17 protein-coding genes are annotated in these 20,816 nt (G+C 42.4%); 7 read left to right on the plus strand and 10 right to left on the minus strand.

Translation table 11 applies throughout. The annotated features are described in order from the left end of the window. Positions 1–79: 79 nt before the first annotated feature. Positions 80–649 carry an elongation factor P-like protein EfpL gene (gene efpL, locus QSH61_RS14850; RefSeq protein ID WP_010606026.1) on the plus strand — a complete coding sequence of 190 codons (570 nt, stop codon included), beginning with the start codon at positions 80–82 and terminating at the stop codon, positions 647–649. Between the two features lie 83 nt (positions 650–732). On the opposite strand, the gene QSH61_RS14855 is transcribed toward efpL, so the two are convergent. The 5 genes from QSH61_RS14855 to sixA form a co-directional block, all read right to left on the minus strand. Beyond that, positions 733–1,572 carry a DNA ligase gene (locus QSH61_RS14855; protein WP_174169793.1) on the minus strand — a complete coding sequence of 280 codons (840 nt, stop codon included), beginning with the start codon at positions 1,570–1,572 and terminating at the stop codon, positions 733–735. Between the two features lie 187 nt (positions 1,573–1,759). Next, the gene (locus QSH61_RS14860; RefSeq protein WP_010606024.1) at positions 1,760–2,413 is read right to left on the minus strand and encodes an HAD family hydrolase; all 654 of its coding nucleotides are present in this window, start codon (positions 2,411–2,413) and stop codon (positions 1,760–1,762) included. A gap of 27 nt (positions 2,414–2,440) precedes the next feature. Then, positions 2,441–2,728, minus strand: a complete 288-nt coding sequence (locus QSH61_RS14865) for a hypothetical protein (RefSeq protein WP_206472159.1) — start codon at positions 2,726–2,728, stop codon at positions 2,441–2,443. 83 nt (positions 2,729–2,811) lie between these two features. Beyond that, a complete protein-coding gene (locus QSH61_RS14870) occupies positions 2,812–5,094 on the minus strand; it encodes a TonB-dependent receptor (protein ID WP_206472158.1) in 2,283 nt (760 codons plus the stop codon). A 557-nt stretch (positions 5,095–5,651) separates the two neighbouring features. Continuing rightward, on the minus strand, positions 5,652–6,113 hold the full coding sequence (gene sixA, locus QSH61_RS14875) for a phosphohistidine phosphatase SixA (protein WP_206472157.1): 462 nt from the start codon (positions 6,111–6,113) through the stop codon (positions 5,652–5,654). A 286-nt stretch (positions 6,114–6,399) separates the two neighbouring features. Here sixA and QSH61_RS14880 point away from each other — a divergent pair, with 286 nt between their 5' ends. The 4 genes from QSH61_RS14880 to QSH61_RS14895 all read left to right on the plus strand — a co-directional run bounded on the left by QSH61_RS14880 (position 6,400) and on the right by QSH61_RS14895 (position 13,946). After that, positions 6,400–9,069 carry an insulinase family protein gene (locus tag QSH61_RS14880; protein WP_206472156.1) on the plus strand — a complete coding sequence of 890 codons (2,670 nt, stop codon included), beginning with the start codon at positions 6,400–6,402 and terminating at the stop codon, positions 9,067–9,069. 264 nt (positions 9,070–9,333) lie between these two features. Further along, a complete protein-coding gene (locus QSH61_RS14885; protein WP_174169790.1) occupies positions 9,334–11,571 on the plus strand; it encodes a putative bifunctional diguanylate cyclase/phosphodiesterase in 2,238 nt (745 codons plus the stop codon). 822 nt (positions 11,572–12,393) lie between these two features. Continuing rightward, on the plus strand, positions 12,394–12,789 hold the full coding sequence (locus tag QSH61_RS14890) for an MmcQ/YjbR family DNA-binding protein (RefSeq protein ID WP_010606018.1): 396 nt from the start codon (positions 12,394–12,396) through the stop codon (positions 12,787–12,789). Between the two features lie 146 nt (positions 12,790–12,935). Further along, on the plus strand, positions 12,936–13,946 hold the full coding sequence (locus tag QSH61_RS14895) for an ATP-dependent 6-phosphofructokinase (RefSeq protein WP_174169789.1): 1,011 nt from the start codon (positions 12,936–12,938) through the stop codon (positions 13,944–13,946). A 58-nt stretch (positions 13,947–14,004) separates the two neighbouring features. Here the strand turns inward: QSH61_RS14895 and nhaD are convergent, their stop codons facing one another. Beyond that, positions 14,005–15,453, minus strand: coding sequence for a sodium:proton antiporter NhaD (nhaD, locus tag QSH61_RS14900; protein WP_029215836.1), 1,449 nt, complete (start codon positions 15,451–15,453; stop codon positions 14,005–14,007). Positions 15,454–15,599: 146 nt separating this feature from the next. Between nhaD and QSH61_RS14905 the strand changes: the two genes are divergently transcribed. After that, complete coding sequence (locus tag QSH61_RS14905) at positions 15,600–16,289, plus strand: 2OG-Fe(II) oxygenase family protein (RefSeq protein WP_174169788.1); 690 nt, start codon at positions 15,600–15,602, stop codon at positions 16,287–16,289. Positions 16,290–16,326: 37 nt separating this feature from the next. Here QSH61_RS14905 and QSH61_RS14910 read toward each other — a convergent pair whose 3' ends face one another. Then, entirely contained in the window at positions 16,327–17,262 is a 936-nt protein-coding gene (locus tag QSH61_RS14910) for a polyprenyl-phosphate transporter (protein ID WP_010606014.1), read from the minus strand. A gap of 120 nt (positions 17,263–17,382) precedes the next feature. Between QSH61_RS14910 and QSH61_RS14915 the strand changes: the two genes are divergently transcribed. Then, positions 17,383–18,228 carry a DUF3530 family protein gene (locus QSH61_RS14915; RefSeq protein WP_174169787.1) on the plus strand — a complete coding sequence of 282 codons (846 nt, stop codon included), beginning with the start codon at positions 17,383–17,385 and terminating at the stop codon, positions 18,226–18,228. A 9-nt stretch (positions 18,229–18,237) separates the two neighbouring features. Here QSH61_RS14915 and djlA read toward each other — a convergent pair whose 3' ends face one another. Genes djlA through QSH61_RS14930 form a run of 3 tightly spaced genes read right to left on the minus strand, consistent with a single transcriptional unit; the run spans position 18,238 to position 20,769 of the window. Further along, positions 18,238–19,083: a co-chaperone DjlA gene (djlA, locus tag QSH61_RS14920; RefSeq protein ID WP_174169786.1), complete on the minus strand. Its 846-nt coding sequence runs from the start codon at positions 19,081–19,083 to the stop codon at positions 18,238–18,240. Next, positions 19,073–19,765, minus strand: coding sequence for an N-acetylmuramate alpha-1-phosphate uridylyltransferase MurU (murU, locus tag QSH61_RS14925; RefSeq protein WP_174169785.1), 693 nt, complete (start codon positions 19,763–19,765; stop codon positions 19,073–19,075). Before murU ends, djlA begins: the two co-directional genes overlap by 11 nt. A gap of 8 nt (positions 19,766–19,773) precedes the next feature. Then, positions 19,774–20,769: an aminoglycoside phosphotransferase family protein gene (locus QSH61_RS14930; RefSeq protein ID WP_206472155.1), complete on the minus strand. Its 996-nt coding sequence runs from the start codon at positions 20,767–20,769 to the stop codon at positions 19,774–19,776. Between the last annotated feature and the right edge of the window lie 47 nt (positions 20,770–20,816).

Raw genomic sequence — 20,816 nt, forward strand, 5'->3', positions numbered from 1 at the left:
TAGAATGAGTTTTGAAACTCGCCAAAAAGCCGAAAAATGATTATATTGTGCCAACTTTATTTGTATTAGGAATTAAGCTATGCCAAAGGCAAGTGAAATAAAAAAACATGCCGCGATCGAGTATAACGGCCGCGTAATGATTGTTCGTGACATTGAGCGCTCAGTACCACAAGGTCGCGCTGGTGGTAGCCTATACCGTATGCGTATGTACGATGTAGTAGATAACTCTAAAGTAGATGAAACTTTTAAAGCGGAAGAGATGCTGACACTTGCAGATCTTAACCGCCGCCCTGCAATGCTTTCATATGTAGATGGTGATGAATATGTGTTTATGGATGATGAAGATTACACGCCATACCACCTAAATAAAGAGTCTATTGCTGAGCAATTGCTATTTATCGATGAATCAACTAAAGGTTTATCTATCGTCGTAGTTCAAGGCATGCCTGTTTCTATCGACTTGCCTTCCAGCGTAGAGCTTGTCATTGAAGATACCTCTCCTTCAATCAAGGGCGCATCTGCTAGCGCGAGAACAAAGCCAGCGACATTAACGACAGGCCTTGTTGTTCAAGTTCCTGAGCATATTTCAAGCGGTGACAAAATTAAGATCAACACTGCTGAATCTAAGTTCATGGGCCGTGCAGAATAACTCCATTGCACTTTTGATAGCGAGCCGTAGTGCTCGCTAGCGTCTAAAAATCCCTAAGTTTTCTTTGCAGCAGTAGTGCCATTCTATAATTTTGGCCTTACTCTTAAAAATCGCGCGAAACGCGGTTTACCAAACTTAGTATATCCTTGATATCGATAGGTAATTTGGCTACCAATCGGTGGTGGTGATGCGCGCTCTTCGTCGCTAAACCCCGACCCAACTTTAAACTCCATACCTTGTTCATCTCTCACCAATAGCGATCCCATCATCCCTTGGTACTTTCCCTTACCGGGTAAATGCTTAATCACGATGGCTTCGTCATCAAGGTACGGCTTGTATTTTAATACGTTGGTTGTTCTTCCATCTTCGTGCTTTGCATTTTTAGCATGCAAAATAACCCCTTCACCGCCTCGCTTTAAGACACCATGATAATAGTCGTTTAGCTCATCAACGGAGCCAAATGATAGCTGCTTGACGGGTTTAATGTGTGATAACTCAATATGGCTTAGTAGGCTTAAGTAACGCTCATGACGCTGAGAGAATATTTCTGTAGAATTTGGCGCATCAAATACATAATAAGTCACTTGACGCCAGTGTTCATTATTAGGCGAATGGCGTCTTGCTATCGCGCTCACAAAAGCGAAGTTATTGTACCCAGCCCACAACTCACCGTCTAACCATGTATCAGGTAGCCCTTGCGTAAACCAGTCTGGCGCCTTAATTAAGTGACCGCCACGCGTACGCAGTTTTGAGCCATCCCAAATGGCCCTAACACCATCGAATTTTTCACTAACAAGATAATTAGAAATATCTTCGTCGCCTTGATATACCGAAGCGAGCTGGATTTTTGTGTGGGTTTCATTTCCATAAAGGAGATTGGAAAAACCTAATAATAGACAGAACAAGAATGGTACATATCGCATAGCATAATCCTTTGCAGTGGATAGTTAAGACCAGTGCCCTGTACTAATACCGATTGGCATACTCTTGAGCCGTTTAGAGTCACTGATATCAAAAATTAACAAATTTCATGCTTAAAGATTGCATAAGAATCGACGTTTGTAAAATCGAATAGCTTTGACTAACAGTCCCTGTTTATACCAATTGCTATTACCTTTCAGGGCAAAGCCAGTCAAAAACCGCTTCGAGATCGATAAATGAATGATCGGCAAGACTTAAATCTTGTTTATTAGAGTGTATATTTGGTACGACAACCGCAGTTAACCCAGCTTCCTTGGCGGAGGTTAGTCCTGTGCAGGTGTCTTCTATTGCCACCGCTTCGTGTGGCGCAATGTTTAGCGCAGCGAGCGCCTTGCGATAAGGTTCTGGATGAGGCTTCGGCTGTTCGACATCGTCTTTGCACACAATGACAGAAAATAACTCTAATAACCGATAGTGTTGTAAAACAGGAAGCGCTTCCGCTTTGCTACTTCCTGTCACGAGTGCGATTGGACAACGCATTGAGGTTAATTCAACGACTTGCTTTGCAAAATGCATCAATCTAGGGAGTACTTCCGCAGCGGTTGCGACAAAGACGACATTTTTTTCATCACATAAATCGCGGGCAGAAGGCGCAAGTTGGTGTCTTTCTTTGAGTATATGCGCGGCTTTAAGCGTTGGTACACCCGAAAACTCATCACAAAAGTCATGCTCCGTATAAGTAATCTGATACGGGGCTAACACCTTCATCCAACTTTGGTAATGGAGTGCTTCTGAGTCAACTAATGTACCGTCAAAATCAAATAAAACTGCCTGAAAACGCATTTACACTCCTTAAATTGGTTGTATTAATTAACCATTGATCTCAGCTGTGGCTTCTTCACCGCTATCAACTTCAACTAATGTATAGCCTCGTGGCTGTCTAATCACTTTTAGAACTGGCTTATCGAAAGCTGACTTCAGTCTATCAGCGTCCGCTTGCAACTCTTCCATCGAACGACCAAAGGGTGCAGCCCCCGTTTCAGACCAATTCGTTACCTTACCATTTAAGTTATATTCCACTTCATGGATTTGATATAAAGCCGCTTCGTCTTTTGTTGCTTCACAATATATCACTCGATAATTCCAAAAACCTGACATATCCACTCCTAACATAAAAATTTCATTAAAAAGCCCGCTTAATGCGGGCTTTAGATACTCTATTATAATCACTGTAGCGTGAATTAGAAGAATTTCACCTTGAATTCAGCACCAATGAAGCGCGCTTCATTTAGCATACCGGTGTTGTTATTGAAATCTACACCACCGATAACCACTTGCTCGTCAAATAGATTACGAACAAAAGCAGATACTTCATATTCGTTATCGCCTTCAGACCACATATAACCAGCACGAAGACCTGTTTCAAACAACGCTTCGCCTTCAAATTCTACTGATTTGTATAAGAAGAAGTCTACTTCACTACGGTAAGACATATCACCATATACAAAGAACTCGCCATCTTCTAACTCTTTGGTGTAGCGAAGTGTTGCGTTTGCAATCCACTCAGGAGCGTGAGGTAGGCTGTTACCATCAAGTACTGCTAGGCCCTGACCGTTAACTGTGTTTGTGACGGTACATTGAGCACAAACCTGAACTGCAAGGTTTTTATCTTCAAGCTCAGTTTTGTTGTAGCTTAGGTTAAACGTTGCATTTAGCTCATCCGTTAACACCCACTCTGTATCAAGTTCGAAACCATAACCTGTTGTTTTATCAGCATTCACTAAGCGGTTGAAGTTTGAGCCGCCACCTACAGCCGTTAGCTGTTGGTCGTCCATCTGATAGTAGAATACCGTCGCGTTTACACGACCTTGGCCATCAAGTACGTCTGACTTAATACCAGCTTCAATCGAGTTGGTAGTTTCTGACTTAGCAACAGTTACTTCATCACCGAACAAAATACGGCCTTGAACACTTGGAGCACGGAAGCCGTTAGCAAGACGACCAAACAAGTTTACGTCATCAGTTAGCTTGTAAGTGGCACTTAAATCCCAGCTTACATGGCTATCGCTTGGGTTAGCGGTACCATCAAGTACATCAGGAGAGCCATTCCAAGGTGTTGGGTTTTTAGTACGTTTAGCGTAAAACTCTTTCTCATCGTCAGAATAACGCAAACCAGCTGTTACTTTTAAGTCATCAGATACGGTGTAATCAAAAGAGCCGAATACCGCCCATGCTGATGTATCTTGATCTTGGTAAGCGTAACCGTTTTGCACGCCATACTGGGCATACGCAGCATCATAGCCATTCGTATCGAAGCTATAGCTTTCAATCATGAGATCTTCTTCAAATAAGAAGAGACCTACCTGATAGTTATAGTCGCCTGAAAAGTTGCTTGATAAACGAAGTTCTTGCGTATACTGGTTGTGCTCAGGAATAACATCAGCTGTTTCAGAAGTGAAAATAATCAAACCAGGACCTGAAACGCCAGCATTATTTGGGCCGTAACCACCGTCAACGTCTGCACGAGAATAGATTTCAGCACTTTCCCAAGCAGTAATTGACGTTACAGTATGCTCAGGTAAATCCCACTCAAGCTTTAGACTCAAACCTTGAGTTTCAACCTGTTGCGTTGAGCGAGAGGCTGCATCGTGATATACCACATCGTTGTCATACAATGGGTTAATGTTGTTTGTGCCAGCTTCAATTAAATTTGCGCGAAATGCAATTGGACGACCATCTAAATCACGGTAGTGGTAGTTAAGTAGGCCGTTAAAATCATCGCCTTCATATAGGAATTGAACACGAACGGCTTGCTCGCTGTAACCACCTAGAGAATCTTCTTTTTCGAAGCCTGGCGCTTTTACATCGATATAGTCTTCTTGTTCCTGCCACAATGCAGAAATACGCGTTGATATACGATCAGTTACTGAGCCGCCTACTGCGCCTTCAAAGTCTACCGCACCGCGGCTACCATAAGAAACAGCAGCATAGCCATCAAACTCTTGGCTTGGTCTAACTGTGTCAAATTTAACAAGACCTGCTGGCGTATTGCGACCAAATAGCGTGCCCTGAGGACCTCGTAATACTTCAATACGTGCAATATCGAATACAGGGAAGCCTTTTAGAATAGGGTTTTCTTGAACCACTTCATCAACAACCAAAGATACAGGTTGAGAAGCATTTAGATCGAAGTCTGTGTTACCTAATCCACGTACGTAAAAACGTGGGAAAGTACGACCAAACGAAGATTCTACCGATAAACTTGGGATCTTCGCATTCATAAAGCGAATGTCCATACCCGCTGAGCTGTAAGCATTCAAGTTATCACCTTGGAGCGCTGAAACAGACACAGGTACTTCTTGTGCGTTTTCAACACGTTTACGTGCGGTGATTTGAATAACTTCTAGTTGATTTTTTTTGGCTTGCTCTTCTTCAGCAAGTGCAGAAAATGAAGTACCTGCCACAGCAGAGAACAACGTAGCATTAATAAGGGTAGCTAACGTAGATCTTTTCATTGCTTTCATGTTGGTTTTCGACCTTTTAGTGCACTCTTTGTTCAACGGTTTAAAATTTGGGCGCCGTTTCACTTAGGCGTGAACGTTCAATTTTTCGCGATTTGAATATAATAACGCGGACCTTACAGTCGAGAGTGCGATACAACTTTGTAAGGCTGAACGAGACGGCGGTAATTATAGCAGGTAATTTCTACTTTGCTTTATAAACCGAACTAAAAAATCAATTTTTTTGCAACTTTCAGCGACGTTAGCTGACAGTTTACAACATTTAGCAACAAAAAACACAAAAAAGCGGACAATTGTCCTTTAAACTTAATAGTATATAAGTTCCAAAAAACCACCTTTACCGATAACAGAACCATAACACAGTGGTCGAAACTGTGCCGGTTACCTAAACAATACAAATTTGCGCCCAAACAAACGTATTGGCCATATCGGAAACCATGATTGCAATGCCAATGATATGACACCGGTGTAATGATAAAGTTCAAACAAAATTAAAAAGAGGACATTAGACCGATTAAAGGGAAGTTTTAGCCTTTCTATGCCAATTATGAATAAAAAGCTTAAGGTAACTGCATTGATGTAAATTCGGCGCGTCCAGTCTGTTCATTGTATTCAATTATAGCTACAGAAGCAGTCGAGAAGATAGGCATCGTATCAGGACACAAACGATCGACTAAATAGCTGACAATCGGCATATGTGCAACCAAAATCCAAGTTTGATATACGGGATACATAGACATAAGCGTTTCTAGATAATCGATAGCTGTGTGTGCTGAACCACTCGGCACTATGTCTGAACAGGTTTCAATAAATTTGGGAGTTTGAGGTGCAAGTACTTGCTCCGCTGTTTGTTGTGCTCTGACGAAGGGGCTTACAAGCGCAGCATCTATCTCAAAGTACTGTTTCAACCACTGACCCATATCCTTGGCTTGCTTTAGCCCCTGCTCGGTTAAGTTTCTACTCGCATCATCAGCCTGCATAGGTTCAGCCTCACCATGACGCATTATTAAGATAGTCTTCATACTGTTCAGCACCTTCTATTTATATCATCCTACATATATTTACTTAAGCGCGATGAGATCCGCATTTAAACTATTGTCGCTAATGGTCTTTCCCTTTTGTACCACTCACAACAGAGGATCTTATGCTTGCTGACTTCTCAATATATGCAGCTGGATATTATTTTCTTCTAAACCGGTAGCTATCTCACTGGTTTGTTCGCTATATTAAAACAAATGAAGGATTAACATGAAATGAAATTCTAATTACCTTCAGTTATCTTTTAACTAATTTATCGGCAGCAGCATATTGAAACTGAGTAATAATGATAGTCGGCAGTACCAATTACTAACACTGGACAATGGTCTTAGAGCCTTGCTGATTAATGATGATTCAACCGCCAAGTGCGCCGTTTCGTTAACAGTTAACGTCGGCCACTTTGACGACCCCGAAGCACGTCAAGGGATGGCGCACTTTTTGGAGCATATGCTGTTTCTTGGTACTACTGAGCACCCTGATTCAGGTGGTTTTTCGCAATTTATTAGTCAATATGGTGGTCAAAGCAACGCATGGACAGGTACTGAGCATTCAAGCTATTACTTTGACTGTGACGCCGAACGATTAGATGAAGCATTAGCGCGTTTTAGCCAATTCTTTGTATCTCCTTTATTGAGTGATAGCGACACAGAAAAAGAACGAGAGGCGATTGACGCTGAGTTTAAAATGAAAGTCAAAGATGATGGCCGTCGCATCTATCAAGTTCATAAAGAAACCATCAATCCTAAACACCCATTCGCCAAGTTTTCTGTTGGTACGCGAGACACTCTCGCGGATCGTAATGGCAATATAGCCCGTGAATTACGCACATTTTTTAATAAGTATTATAAAGCTCAGTGGATGACACTAGTTGTTGCCGGACCACAACCGTTGACAGCCTTGGAATCCTACAGTTTACCGTTTGCGAAAATAATTGGCTCCAAAGAAGAAAAACCAGCGATACAAGTTCCGATGTATCGTGAATGCGACTTGCAATTAGAGTTAAAAATCAAACCCCGAAAGCATATGCAAAAACTCATTGTCAGTTTTGCTATGCCCAACCCTACAGATTTATACCGCCATAAGAGTGTGAGCTTTTTAGCCCATTTGTTAGGGTATGAAGGTAAAGGCTCGCTGTACTCTATCCTCAAGTCACAAGGTTGGATCAATGCACTATCGGCTGGTGGTGGGATCACGGGTAGTAATTTCAGAGACTTTAACATCAGTTTTGCACTTACCGATGAAGGGATTGAATACTATGAAGACATAGTGGAAATGCTGTTCGAGTACATAGCATTAATTAAGCAAAATACCGCCGCACTACCACGCCTTTACCAAGACAAAAGTACTTTACTGGATATCGCGTTCGATAACCAAGAAGTTGGCCGCATGTTAGACTGGGTAAATTCAATCAGCGTTAATATGCACCACTATGAGGAAGAAGATTTTCTCTATGGTGATTATCGCATGGATGGCTTTTCTCAAGAGCAACACGAAAAACTACTGATGCATTTGTGCCCTACCAATATGCGCCTTGTGCTTATCCACCCTAATGTAGAGGTAAATAAAAAGGCCAAGTGGTACAACACGCCATATAGTGTCTCGCCGATAGCTACAGACTGGATTGAGTCTCTTTATAATGTGCATATGCCTTTGCCACAAATGTCACTGCCATTGATTAATCCATACCTTAGCGCGAAAAATCCACTTCATGATGTAGAGAGCGATCAAGATACGCCGATCCGCCTTGCTGATCAGCCTGGATTTGAATTTTGGTTTAAACAAGATCTGACTTTTAGAGTTACCAAGGGGCATTTTTATCTCGAAATAGACTCCGCCCCGTCCGTCACCTGTCATAAACATATGGCACTATCTCGCCTGTTTGCCGATCTCTTTATGGATGCTGTTGCAGAGCGTTTTTATAGCGCAGAATTGGCAGGCCTTAGTTATCATATTAATTCTCATCAAGGAGGCTTAACCCTGCACACTGCAGGACTTACAGGTAATCAAATTACCTTGGTTTTAGAGCTAGTCGAGGCGCTACTGAACCAACCTATCCATGCAGCTCGCTTTGCAGAATATAAAAAGCAACTTATCCGCCACTGGAAAAATCACAATAAGAATAAACCAGTGAGCGAACTATTTAGCAGACTTGGGGCTCACTTGATGCCATGGAATCCAAGTCCTGAAGATTTAGCCAGCGCACTTAAAAGTGCCAGCTTTAACGAATTTCAATTATTCAGAAAGCAGTTTTTTTCAGCCATTCACGTCAAAGCTTTTATGCATGGTAATTGGCAACTAAAACATGCTGAAAAATTAAAAACATCAGTACACGGGCTGTTTTCAAGCAGCGAAATCTTGGAAGATCTGAAACGTCCCTTAAACGAGTTGACGCAACTAACGGAACAACATATCGAACGTGAAGGCAGTGATTATGCCTTCATTGAATATTTTCAATCACGTACCGATTCTGTTGAAGAAAAAGTCACCATGATGGCGGTTAATAACCTCATAAATCAAGATTATTTTGAACAGTTAAGAACGAAGGAACAACTTGGTTATTTGGTTGGCGCTGGATATGCACCATTCAATACACGTGCGGGTATCGCTTTTTATATTCAATCCCCCAACTTTGATAGTAAGCACCTACTTACAAGGCATGCTATATTTCTTAAACAATTTGCAAAGCAATTACATCAGTTAGATGAGAAAAGTTGGCAGCGCTCTAAAGAAAGCTTGTTGTTACATATTTCGGAGCAAGACAAAAACCTGAGGCTAAGAGCGCAGCGTTTGTGGATTTCAATTACCAATGACTTTCACCAGTTTGATATGCAACAAAGATTAATCCAGGCTTTGGCCGATTTGGAACTAGAAGACATCCTTGCCTATATAGATAAGATGCTAGAGCCAAATGCTCCACGATTGATTTTAAAGTGCAATTAATGCTTTAGTGTAAGCAAGGAGCGCTTATCAAGTTTTCAGATACCTAATAAGACTTTCCTCACCTAGCGCATCCATATAAGTCTCAACTGAAGCTCAAAAAATGCGCAACCATATTCGTTAGCGCAATGAATTTCATCTGAAACTTTGTTTCGCTGTTGTGAAAAACCGCAATTAACCTGAATTTACCCTTAATCAACGTTTTCCTTTTGACTACTACAATGGCTTGATTTAGATTAGAGATTGCAGTTATGAATTACGCATAATATGAGCCTAAAAATAAAAACAATAACAATCAATGCACTACTTTTATCACTGACTCCGCATATAACTTACGCCAGTGAAGCAAGTGTATTAACTGGTGCCCAGTTAGCCTGGCTTGTACCATGCGTGATTGCTCTGCTCAGCATTCCTTACTTAGTTTGGTCGAATCACCAACTCAAAAAGTCCACTCTTCAACTTAAGCACTCAGAACAACGATTTAAAAGTACGATTGAAGGCAGTGGCGATACACTATGGGACTGGAATATTCAATCAGGTGAGATTGTTCGGATCAACGACAAATACGGCATGAACTCTGCCAAGCCTGGCAGCATCATCCCCAACCAGCATAGGATCCATCCGCAAGACCTATTAATCGTTGAAAAGCTGATGAAACAGCATTTCGCAGAAAAGACACCTTTCTTTGAAGCAAGCTATCGTATTAAAGATGAACTAGGTCAGTATCATTGGGTGTTAGACCGAGGCAAAATTATCGAGAAAGATGCCAACCTCAACCCCTTAAGAATGACAGGTACGGTTCGCGATATTAGTCACTTCAAGAGTACCGAAGAAAGGTTAAATCTGTTTGCAAAATGTGTTGAATCACTTACTGACGCAATCGCAATTTACGACAAACATTATAATTTAGTCGACCTAAATCCAAGCTACTTGAAGCTATTTGGTGGTCAACGGGAACATTATCTGAATAAGCACTTTAACTTACCGGGTTATGATCAGAAGTTTGTCGCCCAAGTAAAAGCTCAGCTAAAGCAAACAGAGCATTGGCAAGAAGAACTCAAACTTCGTAATGCAGCAGACGTACTCTTGCCTATAGAAATTACGATTGACGAGATTAAAAATAATCACGGCCAGATCAGCAACTATGTGGTTGTTTACTCAGATTTAACCGAACGTAAGAAAGCAGAATCACAACTCCACAATTTATCAAATCGCGATCGTACGACAGGTCTCCCCAATCGCAACCTGTTCTTTACCAATCTACAAAAGCTATCGTTACAAGGGGCGCATCATGCCCTACTTGTCTTCGACTTAGATAACTTTAAAAAGATCAACGATTCGCTGGGCCACCAGTTAGGTGATACGCTACTAGCAAAACTGGCAATGCGGCTAAATAAACTTGCTCGCCAACAAGATACCTTTTACCGGCTGGGTGGTGATGAGTTTGCATTGGTAATTTCAGGCACCAATGATATTCACACTATTACACGTACTGCAAAACAGTTTCTAGCTGCGATTGCTACGCCTTTTAAAATTGCTAACCACGAGTTAGTGATCACCTCTTCTGTTGGGATTGTACTATGCCCTGAAGATGGTAAGTCTCCTGAAAGCCTGCTGAAAAATGCAGATACCGCTATGTATCATGCCAAGCAAAAGGGTAACCATTATTTATTCTTTAATGATTCAATGAATGAGCAAGCGGTTAAACGTCTGCAGATAGAAAACTTAATGCGTTATGGCCTCAAAGAGGATCACTTTGTTGTCTACTATCAGCCAAAAATGAACATTAAAACCGGCGAACTGGTTGGTATGGAAGCGTTAGTACGTTTCATTACCCCAAAAAAGGGGGTGATAAGTCCTGGTGTATTTATCCCCATCGCAGAAGAAACTGGACAGATCATCGAAATTGGAGAGGTCGTTTTAGACAAAGCATGCCGTGATGTGAAGCGCTGGATTGATAAAGGATTGTTTAATGGCAGAGTTGCGGTGAATTTATCAGCAAAACAGTTTAGCTTGCCGGATTTGACCACTCGTATCGACATTATCTTGCAAAAAAATCAACTTCCTTCTTATTTTCTTGAGTTAGAAATCACAGAAGGAACGGTGATGGACGATCCAAAAGAAGCAATTTCGATAATGCGCTCCCTCAGTGCTAGAGGAATACACTTAGCCATGGATGACTTTGGTACTGGTTATTCATCACTGGCTTATCTCAAGCAATTTCCACTGAATACACTCAAGGTCGATAAGGCATTTATCGATGACATGGGTAACGAGCGCGGCAGAAACATGGTGGACTCTATTGTCACTATCGCGCACAACTTAGACCTTCATGTTGTCGCAGAAGGTGTTGAAAATGAAGAGCAACTCAATATTTTAGAACAGTTAAACTGCCAAACAGTTCAGGGCTATTACTATTCAAAACCGCTTTCAAGCAATGAATTTGAGCAATTTTTAAAGCAACACACCCCGAGTGAAAAACCAAACCTACAGCTCGTACAATAGCCTTATTTCATTTGACCTAACTACGTTTATGCTTTCCAACTAACTAAATTTGCGCATCGACGCATCCACGCTCTGCGATAGTGCACTCGAAAAAGAACCAGCGCCGCGGGACCTGCCACTAAAGCCAAACTTAACCAGCGTTTTCTCGGCATTCCAGTCCACAGAGTTTGAAGATACATTGCCATCGCACATAAAGCTGAAATAATTCCAAAAGCCACTGATACACCTCGGTTTTTTAATTCAAAAAGAAAACTAAAACATTCTTTATTGGGAAAGAAACATCACATTTCGATACTATTTACTAATGCGGGCGATGAGTCTACACAACGTTCAATATTTAATCAATGAAGAAATTATTGTTGCATATTTTTGTATTATTTAATTTAATAGCGGACTGTTTAGAGGTATAGCATTGCACAAGGGGTGTTATGCCGTAACTTTCCTAATTTGGGAAATAGAGACAAGTGGGAAATTTTTTACGGTCAAATGCCAATGATTTCCTAGCTTAGTCCACTTAGGTTATGAGTGTATTTTTAGCGTACTGTGTTGAGCAGACTTTGTCCTTAACTGGAAATTAAAAGTTAGCTTTTCTAATATTGTAGACGACTGAAATTTTAGTGCTTTTACACACTGTACTTATTTTAATCGTCAACTGTGAGTTAAACCGATATAAAACGGTCAGTTATTCAATAATTGTCTGCGTTATAACGCCATAGTATAGACTTTCTGATAGTTTTTACTGATAGACGATTACAGTATTATCACAAGAGCTGCTAAACTTACTCTCATGTAGTATTAACTGTTACTTCAAGGACACGGGCTATGGATCAGAAAAGCGTACATGAATATTTGCAGGCCAAGCCTGCAACCTTTATCACTAAGCCTTTTGCGCAAGACGTAGATGTGTACAAAGTTCAACATAAAATGTTTGCAACTCTGACTGAGGGGAAAGAGGGGCAAGTAAATGAAAATGGTGAACCTGTTTGGTGGTTAAATGTAAAATGCGACCCTGACGAAGCATTATTGCTTAGAGATAAGTATTCGTCTGTTGTGCCTGGTTATCACATGAATAAGCGTCTTTGGAATACAGTCATCTTAGATGGCACTATTCCAGAAGACGAAATAAAGAAAATGATCGATGATTCTTATCAAATCGTCGTGGATAACCTACCGACCGCACAACGTGAAGAACTTGCTAGCAAAGTCACGCAACGTTAATTAAAACGGCATTTAGGTAAACCTAAATGCCGTTTTACCTTTCTATATCCTCGCACTTAATCTCTATATTTAATGTCGATCAACTTGTCTTCAAATCACTCTGATAGTATACAAAAAGAATAACCAAGCAATGTTAGAGTGACGACATGACGAAAAGGATAGCAGTATTGACAAGTGGCGGTGATGCGCCGGGGATGAACTCAGCGATTAGAGCTATCACATTAAGTGCCCTGAGGTCTGGATTTCAGTGCTTTGGCTTTTTTCATGGTTACAATGGTCTAATTAATCAAGAGTACACCGAGCTAAGTGCGGTTTCCGTCACCGATATCACCCAACTTGGTGGCACAATTCTAAAAAGTGCCCGCTGCCCTGCGATGCTAGAACCCTCAGGCGTGCTGCAAGCAGCAAATGCCCTGAGAAAGCTCCATATTGACGTACTTATTGTGATTGGTGGTGACGGCTCGTTTAGGGGAATGCAGGCGCTGGCAGCTCACTGGCAAGGTCAGCTAATTGGTATTCCCGGTACTATAGATAACGACCTTTCAGGATGTGACAACACCATTGGTTTTTCCACAGCCATCAATACTGCCACCTCTGCAATAGATAAAATCCGCGATACCGCAAATGCCTTTGAACGGGTTTTTATCACCGAGGTGATGGGTCGCCATAACGGACATATTGCTTACCATGTAGGTATTGCGACAGGTGCTGAGGCTATCATTTCATTTGAAAATTGCACGGCAGAGAATACCTCTCAGGTCTTAACTCATCTCAAAAATGCCATAGAGCAGCAACATCAACACGGTAGCTTTTTGATAATACTGGCCGAAAATTTATGGCCAGGCGGCGCTCAAGCGCTTAAGACAGAGTTAAATAGCAATGACGATATCAATTGTGCACTTTGCGTGTTAGGCCATATTCAACGAGGTGGGGCACCATCTGTTGAAGATAGAATGCTCGCCACGGAATTAGGAGTAGCGGCCGTGGAAGTGATTAATGGTAGCATCAAACCAAACACTGATGTTGCGACGCCCGTTATGGTAGGAAAAATACATGGTGCAATTGTCATTACTGAAGTAGAGAAAGTGCTGAATATGGATAAACCAGTATCACAGGAATGGGTACAACGTTATCGGCATTACCTCGCCGAGCAATAAAAGCAGTGAGAGTGAAGCACATATTGATTATTCACTCTCACTACACCTTGTGTAAGCGCTAGCCAAACACGCTAAAAGCAGATTCGTTAAGCCACAGGTGACATAAAATGCTCGCGATATAACCAAGCAAGATCACAGGTGCCCACTTTAAGTGCCCCATAAAAGTATAATAGCCTCTAGCTTGCCCCATAAGCGCAACACCTGCCGCAGAGCCAATAGAAAGTAAACTTCCCCCTACCCCAGCCGTAAGCGTGATCAACAACCAATGGCCATGTGACATTTCAGGTTGCATCGACAGCACGGCAAACATCACTGGAATGTTATCGATGACCGCAGAAATAATGCCTAAGAATACGTTGGCATAGGTTGCAGACCATTCACCGTATAATATCTCTGACATTAAACTTAAATAACCGAGAAACCCAAGACCACCAACACACATAACGATGCCGTAGAAGAATAATAAAGTATCCCACTCAGCGCGTGAAACTTTGCTAAAGACATCGAATGGCACAACACTTCCTAACTTCTCGAGACGCTCTTGATCCCCTTCTCTCTCGGCCATCGCTCGCTTTCTTGCTAATGACCCAGGCAATGTCATTCTTAGGAAGTAACCAAAAAACTGTAGGTAGCCCAAGCCCATCATCATGCCAAGAACCGGTGGTAAATGCAGCAAGCTGTGTGAAAGCACAGCGGTTGCGACAGTCAGTAGGAACAAAGTTAAAATTCTCAAAGCGCCGCGTTTAAGCTCTACTCTTTCGTAAACTGCACTGGGCTTTCTATCCGCCACAAAATAACTCATTACGAGTGCTGGTACGATGTAATTGACCAGTGAAGGAACAAATAGCGCTAAAAATTCGCTGAAATGTACCATACCAGCTTGCCATACCATCAAAGTGGTAATGTCACCAAAGGGGCTGAATGCACCGCCTGCATTGGCTGCTATCACAATATTGATACAGCTTAAATTGATAAACTCTTTGTCACCTTCAGCCACCTTCATCACCACAGCACACATCAGTAAGGCTGTGGTTAGGTTATCTGCAATTGGAGAGATAAAAAAGGATAAAAACCCAGTAATCCAAAAGAGATTCTTATAGCTAAAACCCTTTTGGATCATCCACGCTCGTAGCGCATCAAAAAGGCGGCGTTCCTCTAGTGCGTTGATATAAGTCATCGCAACCAGCAAGAACAACATCAGCTCCGCAAATTCTAACAAATTGTGCCGAAATGCATGCTCGGTAACATCGGGTTGCCCCTGATTGACGTAATACGCCCCAATCATGAGCCAAATGACGCCTGCCGCCACGAGCACTGGCTTTGATTTTCGCATATGGAGTTTTTCTTCGAGCATTACAAGTGCGTATGCTAAAACGAAGACAACAATACAAACCAAGCCGAGTGTCGAGCTGGTAAGATCTAAAGTGCCTTGAGCCGCCAAGGCTGGTGATGGGATCACGGATATGACCCATGCGCAACAGAATAGCAGTAGTCCATTGATTTTCATTTTTTTGCCTATCGATGAGTGCAGAGGGATGGCATTTCAGCCAAACTCACTTTAGCATAGATAAAAAATAATCAGCATTGGACTGAAGTCTAAGGCAGGCTGTTTACAATATTACAAACAGGCCCATACATCAGCAGTAGGTATTTATGCTTCAACTTTCGCAGCAACAACAAATTGAATTACAGCAAAAATTGAGCAACGAAGGCTTTGCACGGATTGAAAATATTCTAGACGATACAAACGCTCAACAACTACATGAGTGCCTCTGTAACCTAGACTACCAACTCGCACTTTTTCATAACGGGGCAGCAAAATCAGTCAAAGACAGTGATATTCTTGCCTTAACACCGCAAGAGCAGCAAGCCTTGCTCGAAGATATACATAGCTATGCATCACGTGGCGTTGGTTTTATGTATGGCCGCCACTCCATAGAATCGACGAGCCCTGAGGCGCTGAAAAAGCTCTACAATAACCTCAATAGTAGCGCTGTACAGTCCTGCTTTTCCGCGATATCTGGACAGAACATTATCCGTACCTCTGCCCAAGCAACACGATTTATTGGTGGTCAGTATTTAACGCGACATAATGATATTGTTGAAGCTGAGGGCCGGGTTTATGCCTATGTACTTAGCCTAAGCAAAAGTTGGCACCCTGACTGGGGCGGGCTACTGCAGTTTTTTGAACGTGATGGCACACCCACTAAAAGTTATGCACCTAAGTTCAATTCACTGGTGGTTTTTGATGTAAGTAAAATTCATTCTGTGACTTACGTCGCGCCATTTACAAAAGCGCCGCGACTTTCTGTGACTGGGTGGTTTAGAACAATAGACACGTAAGCTCAACACGTATCTATTGTTCTAGATGTCTATGTTATTAATATTTTTCGCTTATCTTTTCAATGGTTAAGATCAGCGCAAGGCCTGCAATGGCAAGCGCAATACATGCCAACGTATTCGGGTCTTGACCATACAGCGTACTGTATTGTGCTGGCAAAATATTGGCCTGACTCAATGGCTTTTCTATACCACTGGAATTCACGTAAGTCGTAAGCACTTGTTTCCAAGGCCACAATAAATTAAGCGAGCCAAGTAAAAAGCCAGCTAGTAGCGAAAACGTTACTTGCTGATAGTGCGCCAATAGCCAGCTGAGTAGACGCGAAAACGACATTAACCCCACAATACAACCTAGTAAGAATAGACTCACTAAGCCAAATTCAAGCTGGTTCACCGCACTGAGTACATGGCCATACATACCCAATAACAGTAGAATAAAGCTCCCTGAGATCCCAGGTAAGATCATCGCGCAAATGGCAATAGCACCTGAGATAAAAAACATCCAATGAGATGCTTGTGCTTCAGCTGGTGAAAGGGAAGTAATAGCAAAGGCCACGACAGCACCAACTGCGCAGGCGATAATATTTTGGCCGTTCCAATGAGAGACCTGTTTTGCAACATAAATAAAAGAAGCGACGATAAGACCAAAGAAAAATGACCATACCAGTGTTTGGTGTGCTTCCAATAAATAAGTGATCACCTTCGCCAAAGACGCTGCACTGATGAGCAAACCAGAAAATACCGCCAGTAAAAAGCTACCATCAATGTACTGCCACGTTGCTTTTAGGCCGTCACGACGCAATGTGCTCAAAGCCTGTAAGTTCACACTTTTGATGGCATTTAAAAAACGTGCATAGATACCGGTAATAAAAGCGATAGTACCGCCAGAAACGCCAGGGACAACATCCGCAGCCCCCATTCCGGCCCCTTTTAAAAACATAAAGAGATAGTCTCGTTTGCTATCTTTATACTGCACAAATTTCTCCTTTCATTTCCACTGCCGAGCAGTTTAACTTAAAACGCTAAAAAATAGCGACAGCTAAAGCTTTCACTTAACTGGTCGATAACCAATTATGATATTTTACGCGCTTGTACCATGATCATCAGAACGCTTTTATTACTTGTTACCGCTTTACCCGCGACGACTTTTGCAGCAGAACATATTGACGCAGCACCACTTGGTTCTCTTTATCAGCAAGACGCTAATCGCTTCTACGAGCCATCGCAACTGATGAAACTGGAAAGCGAAAACGAAAGCTTTTATGTATTTCATCAAGAATATATGGCAGCTGCTCGTGAAGGCATCGTGATCTTATTACCAGACATGCAAACTCCACCGCTCAATAACAGCGGCATAAGCTTTCTTGCAAAGCGCTTAAGCGATGATGGCTACGACACCTATACCCTTACTCCGCCGGACCTTTCTTATGCACCGAGTCTGCTAGAGCAAGACATCGCGCTCCCCGATGCTGAAAAACCGGCTCAGCAAACGCTTGCACCCATTTCAGAATCTAATCTCGACGAATATAAAATGGCCCTGATCAGCCGCTTTGAGGTGCTTTACAACACCCTGTCCATGACTCAAACAGAAAAGTTGGTGGTTGTCGCATTTGGTAATAGCGCAGGTTTATTCGGTGAGCACTTAGCTACCCTGCCCAATCTACGTATCGATGCCTTTGCCGTTGTTAGCCCACAACTGCCTAATGCAACGCGGCAAAAGCACTTAGCATCCAACCTTTCTCTGATAAGCCCTGCTTTACTGGATGTTTACTACAGTTTTGACAATCCTATCGTGGTCGACAATACGCCGGACAGAGCGCGCTGGGCGAGAAAAAACAGTAAATTAGATTATCGCCAACGGGAGCTTTTTGGAGAAAAAACCGATCCACTCCAACATCAAAGGCTCAGAAAGGAGTTACTCGGCTTTTTACGCGTCTTATAGCTTTTCAGGTTAGCTCTTTTTTAAATATTCATAGGCAGACTGAATATCTTGGCTTTTACGCTTTGCCACTTCCATCATATGCTTAGGTAATCCCTGAGACACCAATTTGTCAGGGTGATGCTGCGACATCAGTTTGCGGTAAGCTTTTTTGATATCACGTTCATTTGCCTCTTCACTCAATCCCAGTACAGCCAAGGCTTTAGCACGGTTTAAGCCATTATCTTGTGATGCTGGTTGACGGCCGCCCTGTTGCTGGTGTTGATGTTGCGATCTCCCCGACGCCTGTGAGCGGCGAAACTCAAATTCTGCTTGGTAGCGTTTTAGCAGGAATAAAAAGTGTGTTTCTGCAAAGCCTAAATACTTGCTCACCTGTTTAAGTAAGGCCTTCTCCGCATCAGACACATGACCATCACAAAATGCCATTTGAATTTGAATCTCTAAAAACAGCTGCCTCAAGTCATAGCGTCTGGCAAAAGCTTCTTTAAAATCGGTAACCGCTTCTTTTATCGAAAAGTCACTGCTTTTTCCCGCAGTAAACGCATGTTGTGCTTCTTTTCGCTCTTCACCCTGCAAGCCCATTTCGCTCATAAACGCAGACGCAGCTTGAATGTGGATTTCGCTGACTCGACCATTAGACTTCGCAATATGTCCCATCACAGAAAAACAGCTGGAAAAGAACAAGGCTTGGCGCTCATGCAGATCTTCACCTTTCATGAAACCTTGAAAGCCACCGACTTTATCAAAATCCTGACGCAAACTTTTATCAAATAAATGGCCGAGATAAAAACCTAAAATAGCACCTAGCCAACGACCAAATAAAAAGCCGAAAATTGTGCCTAATAATTTACCCCACATCGCTATATCCTAACTTTTCGTTGATCATTTTTAGTCGCTCTGGCGTGCCGATGTCGTCCCATGCGCCCAAATACAGTTCAGTAGAAACCTTATGCTGCTCAAGCCCACTGCGCAGCAACGGCCCTAGTTTTATAAAGCCAGCCCCAAGCTCGGCAAAAAAACTTTGGTGATATTTGCCAATACCAGACAAGGTATACTTTTGCTGATTGAGCGGTTGATGGGCAAGGCAAAAATCGCCTTCAGGATTATGTTCGGGATTTTCAACCAACACAATGTGCGCCTCGCAATGGCCCTCTGCTGTGCTGCCGAGCTGTAACTGCATTAGGCTGCTGACATCATAGTCCGTAAAAATATCGCCATTGAGTACAATAAAGCTGTCATCCTGTTCACATAACATCGGCAGTGCTTGAATGATTCCACCTGCGGTTTCTAATCCACCCTCAGGTTCATCACTGTACTCTATATTGACACCGAAGTGACTACCATTGCCGAAATAGTCTTTTATCACCTGACCTTGCCATGCAAGATTTATCACGATATCGCAGATCCCAGCCGCTTTTAAACGCTCGATATGATGCTCAAGTAGTGGTTTTCCTGCGACGTTAAGCATAGGTTTTGGTTGGTTCGCAGTCAGTGGCATCATGCGTTTACCACGACCGGCAGATAAAATTATCGCTTTCATTGTTACTTCTATTTTGTGCCTAATTTGGCCTGCGCTTGAGGCATTATGTCATCCTCTAGCCAGCTTGCAAGCCACTGAAATTCTTTATACTTATTCGCTACTTCAACGAGGTAGCGTAACGTTGGCAAAATATTTTCTAAGTACCCGCCTTTGCCGTCTCGCTGCAATAGGCGAGTAAAAATCCCGGCAGCTTTAAGGTGCCTTTGCATCCCCGTTAAGTCAAAGTAATGTTGATAGGTGCTAAAATCCATGTCGCCTAATAAATTTGCCGCTTTTAAACAACCAAAGCTATGTTGCTGAAGCTCGGTAAGCTCATGTACATCAAGACGAGTATAACAATCCCGCAACAGAGAAACCGCATCATAAGTGACAGGTCCTTGTACCGCATCCTGATAATCAATGAGATACCACTGAGACTGATGACATATCAGGTTGCGGCTATGAAAATCTCGATGCATCGTGACCTGCGGCTGACGAGTCATCGCATCAACGAGTTTCAACTTCACATTATGCCATTGCACTTGTTGATATTCGGTGGGTGTTAAACCAAGCCATTTTGTTACAAGCCACTCGTAAAAGATATTAAGTTCCATATCAACGAACTCAGCATCATAGGGCTTCATCCATTCACTCTTTGGTGTTTTGGCTATTTCTGGAATAAGCGCTATCAACGCACGATAATCCTCTAGCCGAGAAGGCAATGCTAACCTATCGGCCAAATGCTCAGAGCCTAAATCTTGTAACAGTAACAGCCCTTGTTCTTCATTACTCGCAAGAATTTCTGGCACATTAAGGTCTTGCTCTGCAAACACCGTATTTAAACCAATAAAAGGGGCATTATCGAGTTTATCGACCGGTGTCTCCATTAAGATCCACGACATCGTTTGTTGTTTGACGCGATAATAACGCCGGAAACTGGCATCCGAGGTGATAGCCTCACACGTAAAATCGTCACTATGTATTGCTTGCTGTATAAACTCGACGCGCTGGTTTTGACTATTCATGGATTAACTATTACACCTTCTACTTGTAAATATTTAAATGCTACTGT

Origin of the sequence: Pseudoalteromonas sp. JC3 (genome assembly GCF_030291895.1) — a bacterium.
Classification (GTDB): Bacteria; Pseudomonadota; Gammaproteobacteria; order Enterobacterales; family Alteromonadaceae; genus Pseudoalteromonas.

What these genes read in the sequence shown, in the direction of transcription:
- murU (WP_174169785.1), bottom strand. Translation starts at nt 19,765, where the DNA reads ATGAAAGCGATAATTTTATCTGCCGGTCGTGGTAAACGCATGATGCCA.
- QSH61_RS14905 (WP_174169788.1), top strand. Translation starts at nt 15,600, where the DNA reads ATGCTTCAACTTTCGCAGCAACAACAAATTGAATTACAGCAAAAATTG.
- QSH61_RS14915 (WP_174169787.1), top strand. Translation starts at nt 17,383, where the DNA reads ATGATCATCAGAACGCTTTTATTACTTGTTACCGCTTTACCCGCGACG.
- QSH61_RS14885 (WP_174169790.1), top strand. Translation starts at nt 9,334, where the DNA reads ATGAGCCTAAAAATAAAAACAATAACAATCAATGCACTACTTTTATCA.
- QSH61_RS14855 (WP_174169793.1), bottom strand. Translation starts at nt 1,572, where the DNA reads ATGCGATATGTACCATTCTTGTTCTGTCTATTATTAGGTTTTTCCAAT.
- QSH61_RS14930 (WP_206472155.1), bottom strand. Translation starts at nt 20,769, where the DNA reads ATGAATAGTCAAAACCAGCGCGTCGAGTTTATACAGCAAGCAATACAT.
- QSH61_RS14860 (WP_010606024.1), bottom strand. Translation starts at nt 2,413, where the DNA reads ATGCGTTTTCAGGCAGTTTTATTTGATTTTGACGGTACATTAGTTGAC.
- QSH61_RS14865 (WP_206472159.1), bottom strand. Translation starts at nt 2,728, where the DNA reads ATGTCAGGTTTTTGGAATTATCGAGTGATATATTGTGAAGCAACAAAA.
- QSH61_RS14895 (WP_174169789.1), top strand. Translation starts at nt 12,936, where the DNA reads ATGACGAAAAGGATAGCAGTATTGACAAGTGGCGGTGATGCGCCGGGG.
- sixA (WP_206472157.1), bottom strand. Translation starts at nt 6,113, where the DNA reads ATGAAGACTATCTTAATAATGCGTCATGGTGAGGCTGAACCTATGCAG.
- nhaD (WP_029215836.1), bottom strand. Translation starts at nt 15,453, where the DNA reads ATGAAAATCAATGGACTACTGCTATTCTGTTGCGCATGGGTCATATCC.
- QSH61_RS14890 (WP_010606018.1), top strand. Translation starts at nt 12,394, where the DNA reads ATGGATCAGAAAAGCGTACATGAATATTTGCAGGCCAAGCCTGCAACC.
- QSH61_RS14870 (WP_206472158.1), bottom strand. Translation starts at nt 5,094, where the DNA reads ATGAAAGCAATGAAAAGATCTACGTTAGCTACCCTTATTAATGCTACG.
- efpL (WP_010606026.1), top strand. Translation starts at nt 80, where the DNA reads ATGCCAAAGGCAAGTGAAATAAAAAAACATGCCGCGATCGAGTATAAC.
- djlA (WP_174169786.1), bottom strand. Translation starts at nt 19,083, where the DNA reads ATGTGGGGTAAATTATTAGGCACAATTTTCGGCTTTTTATTTGGTCGT.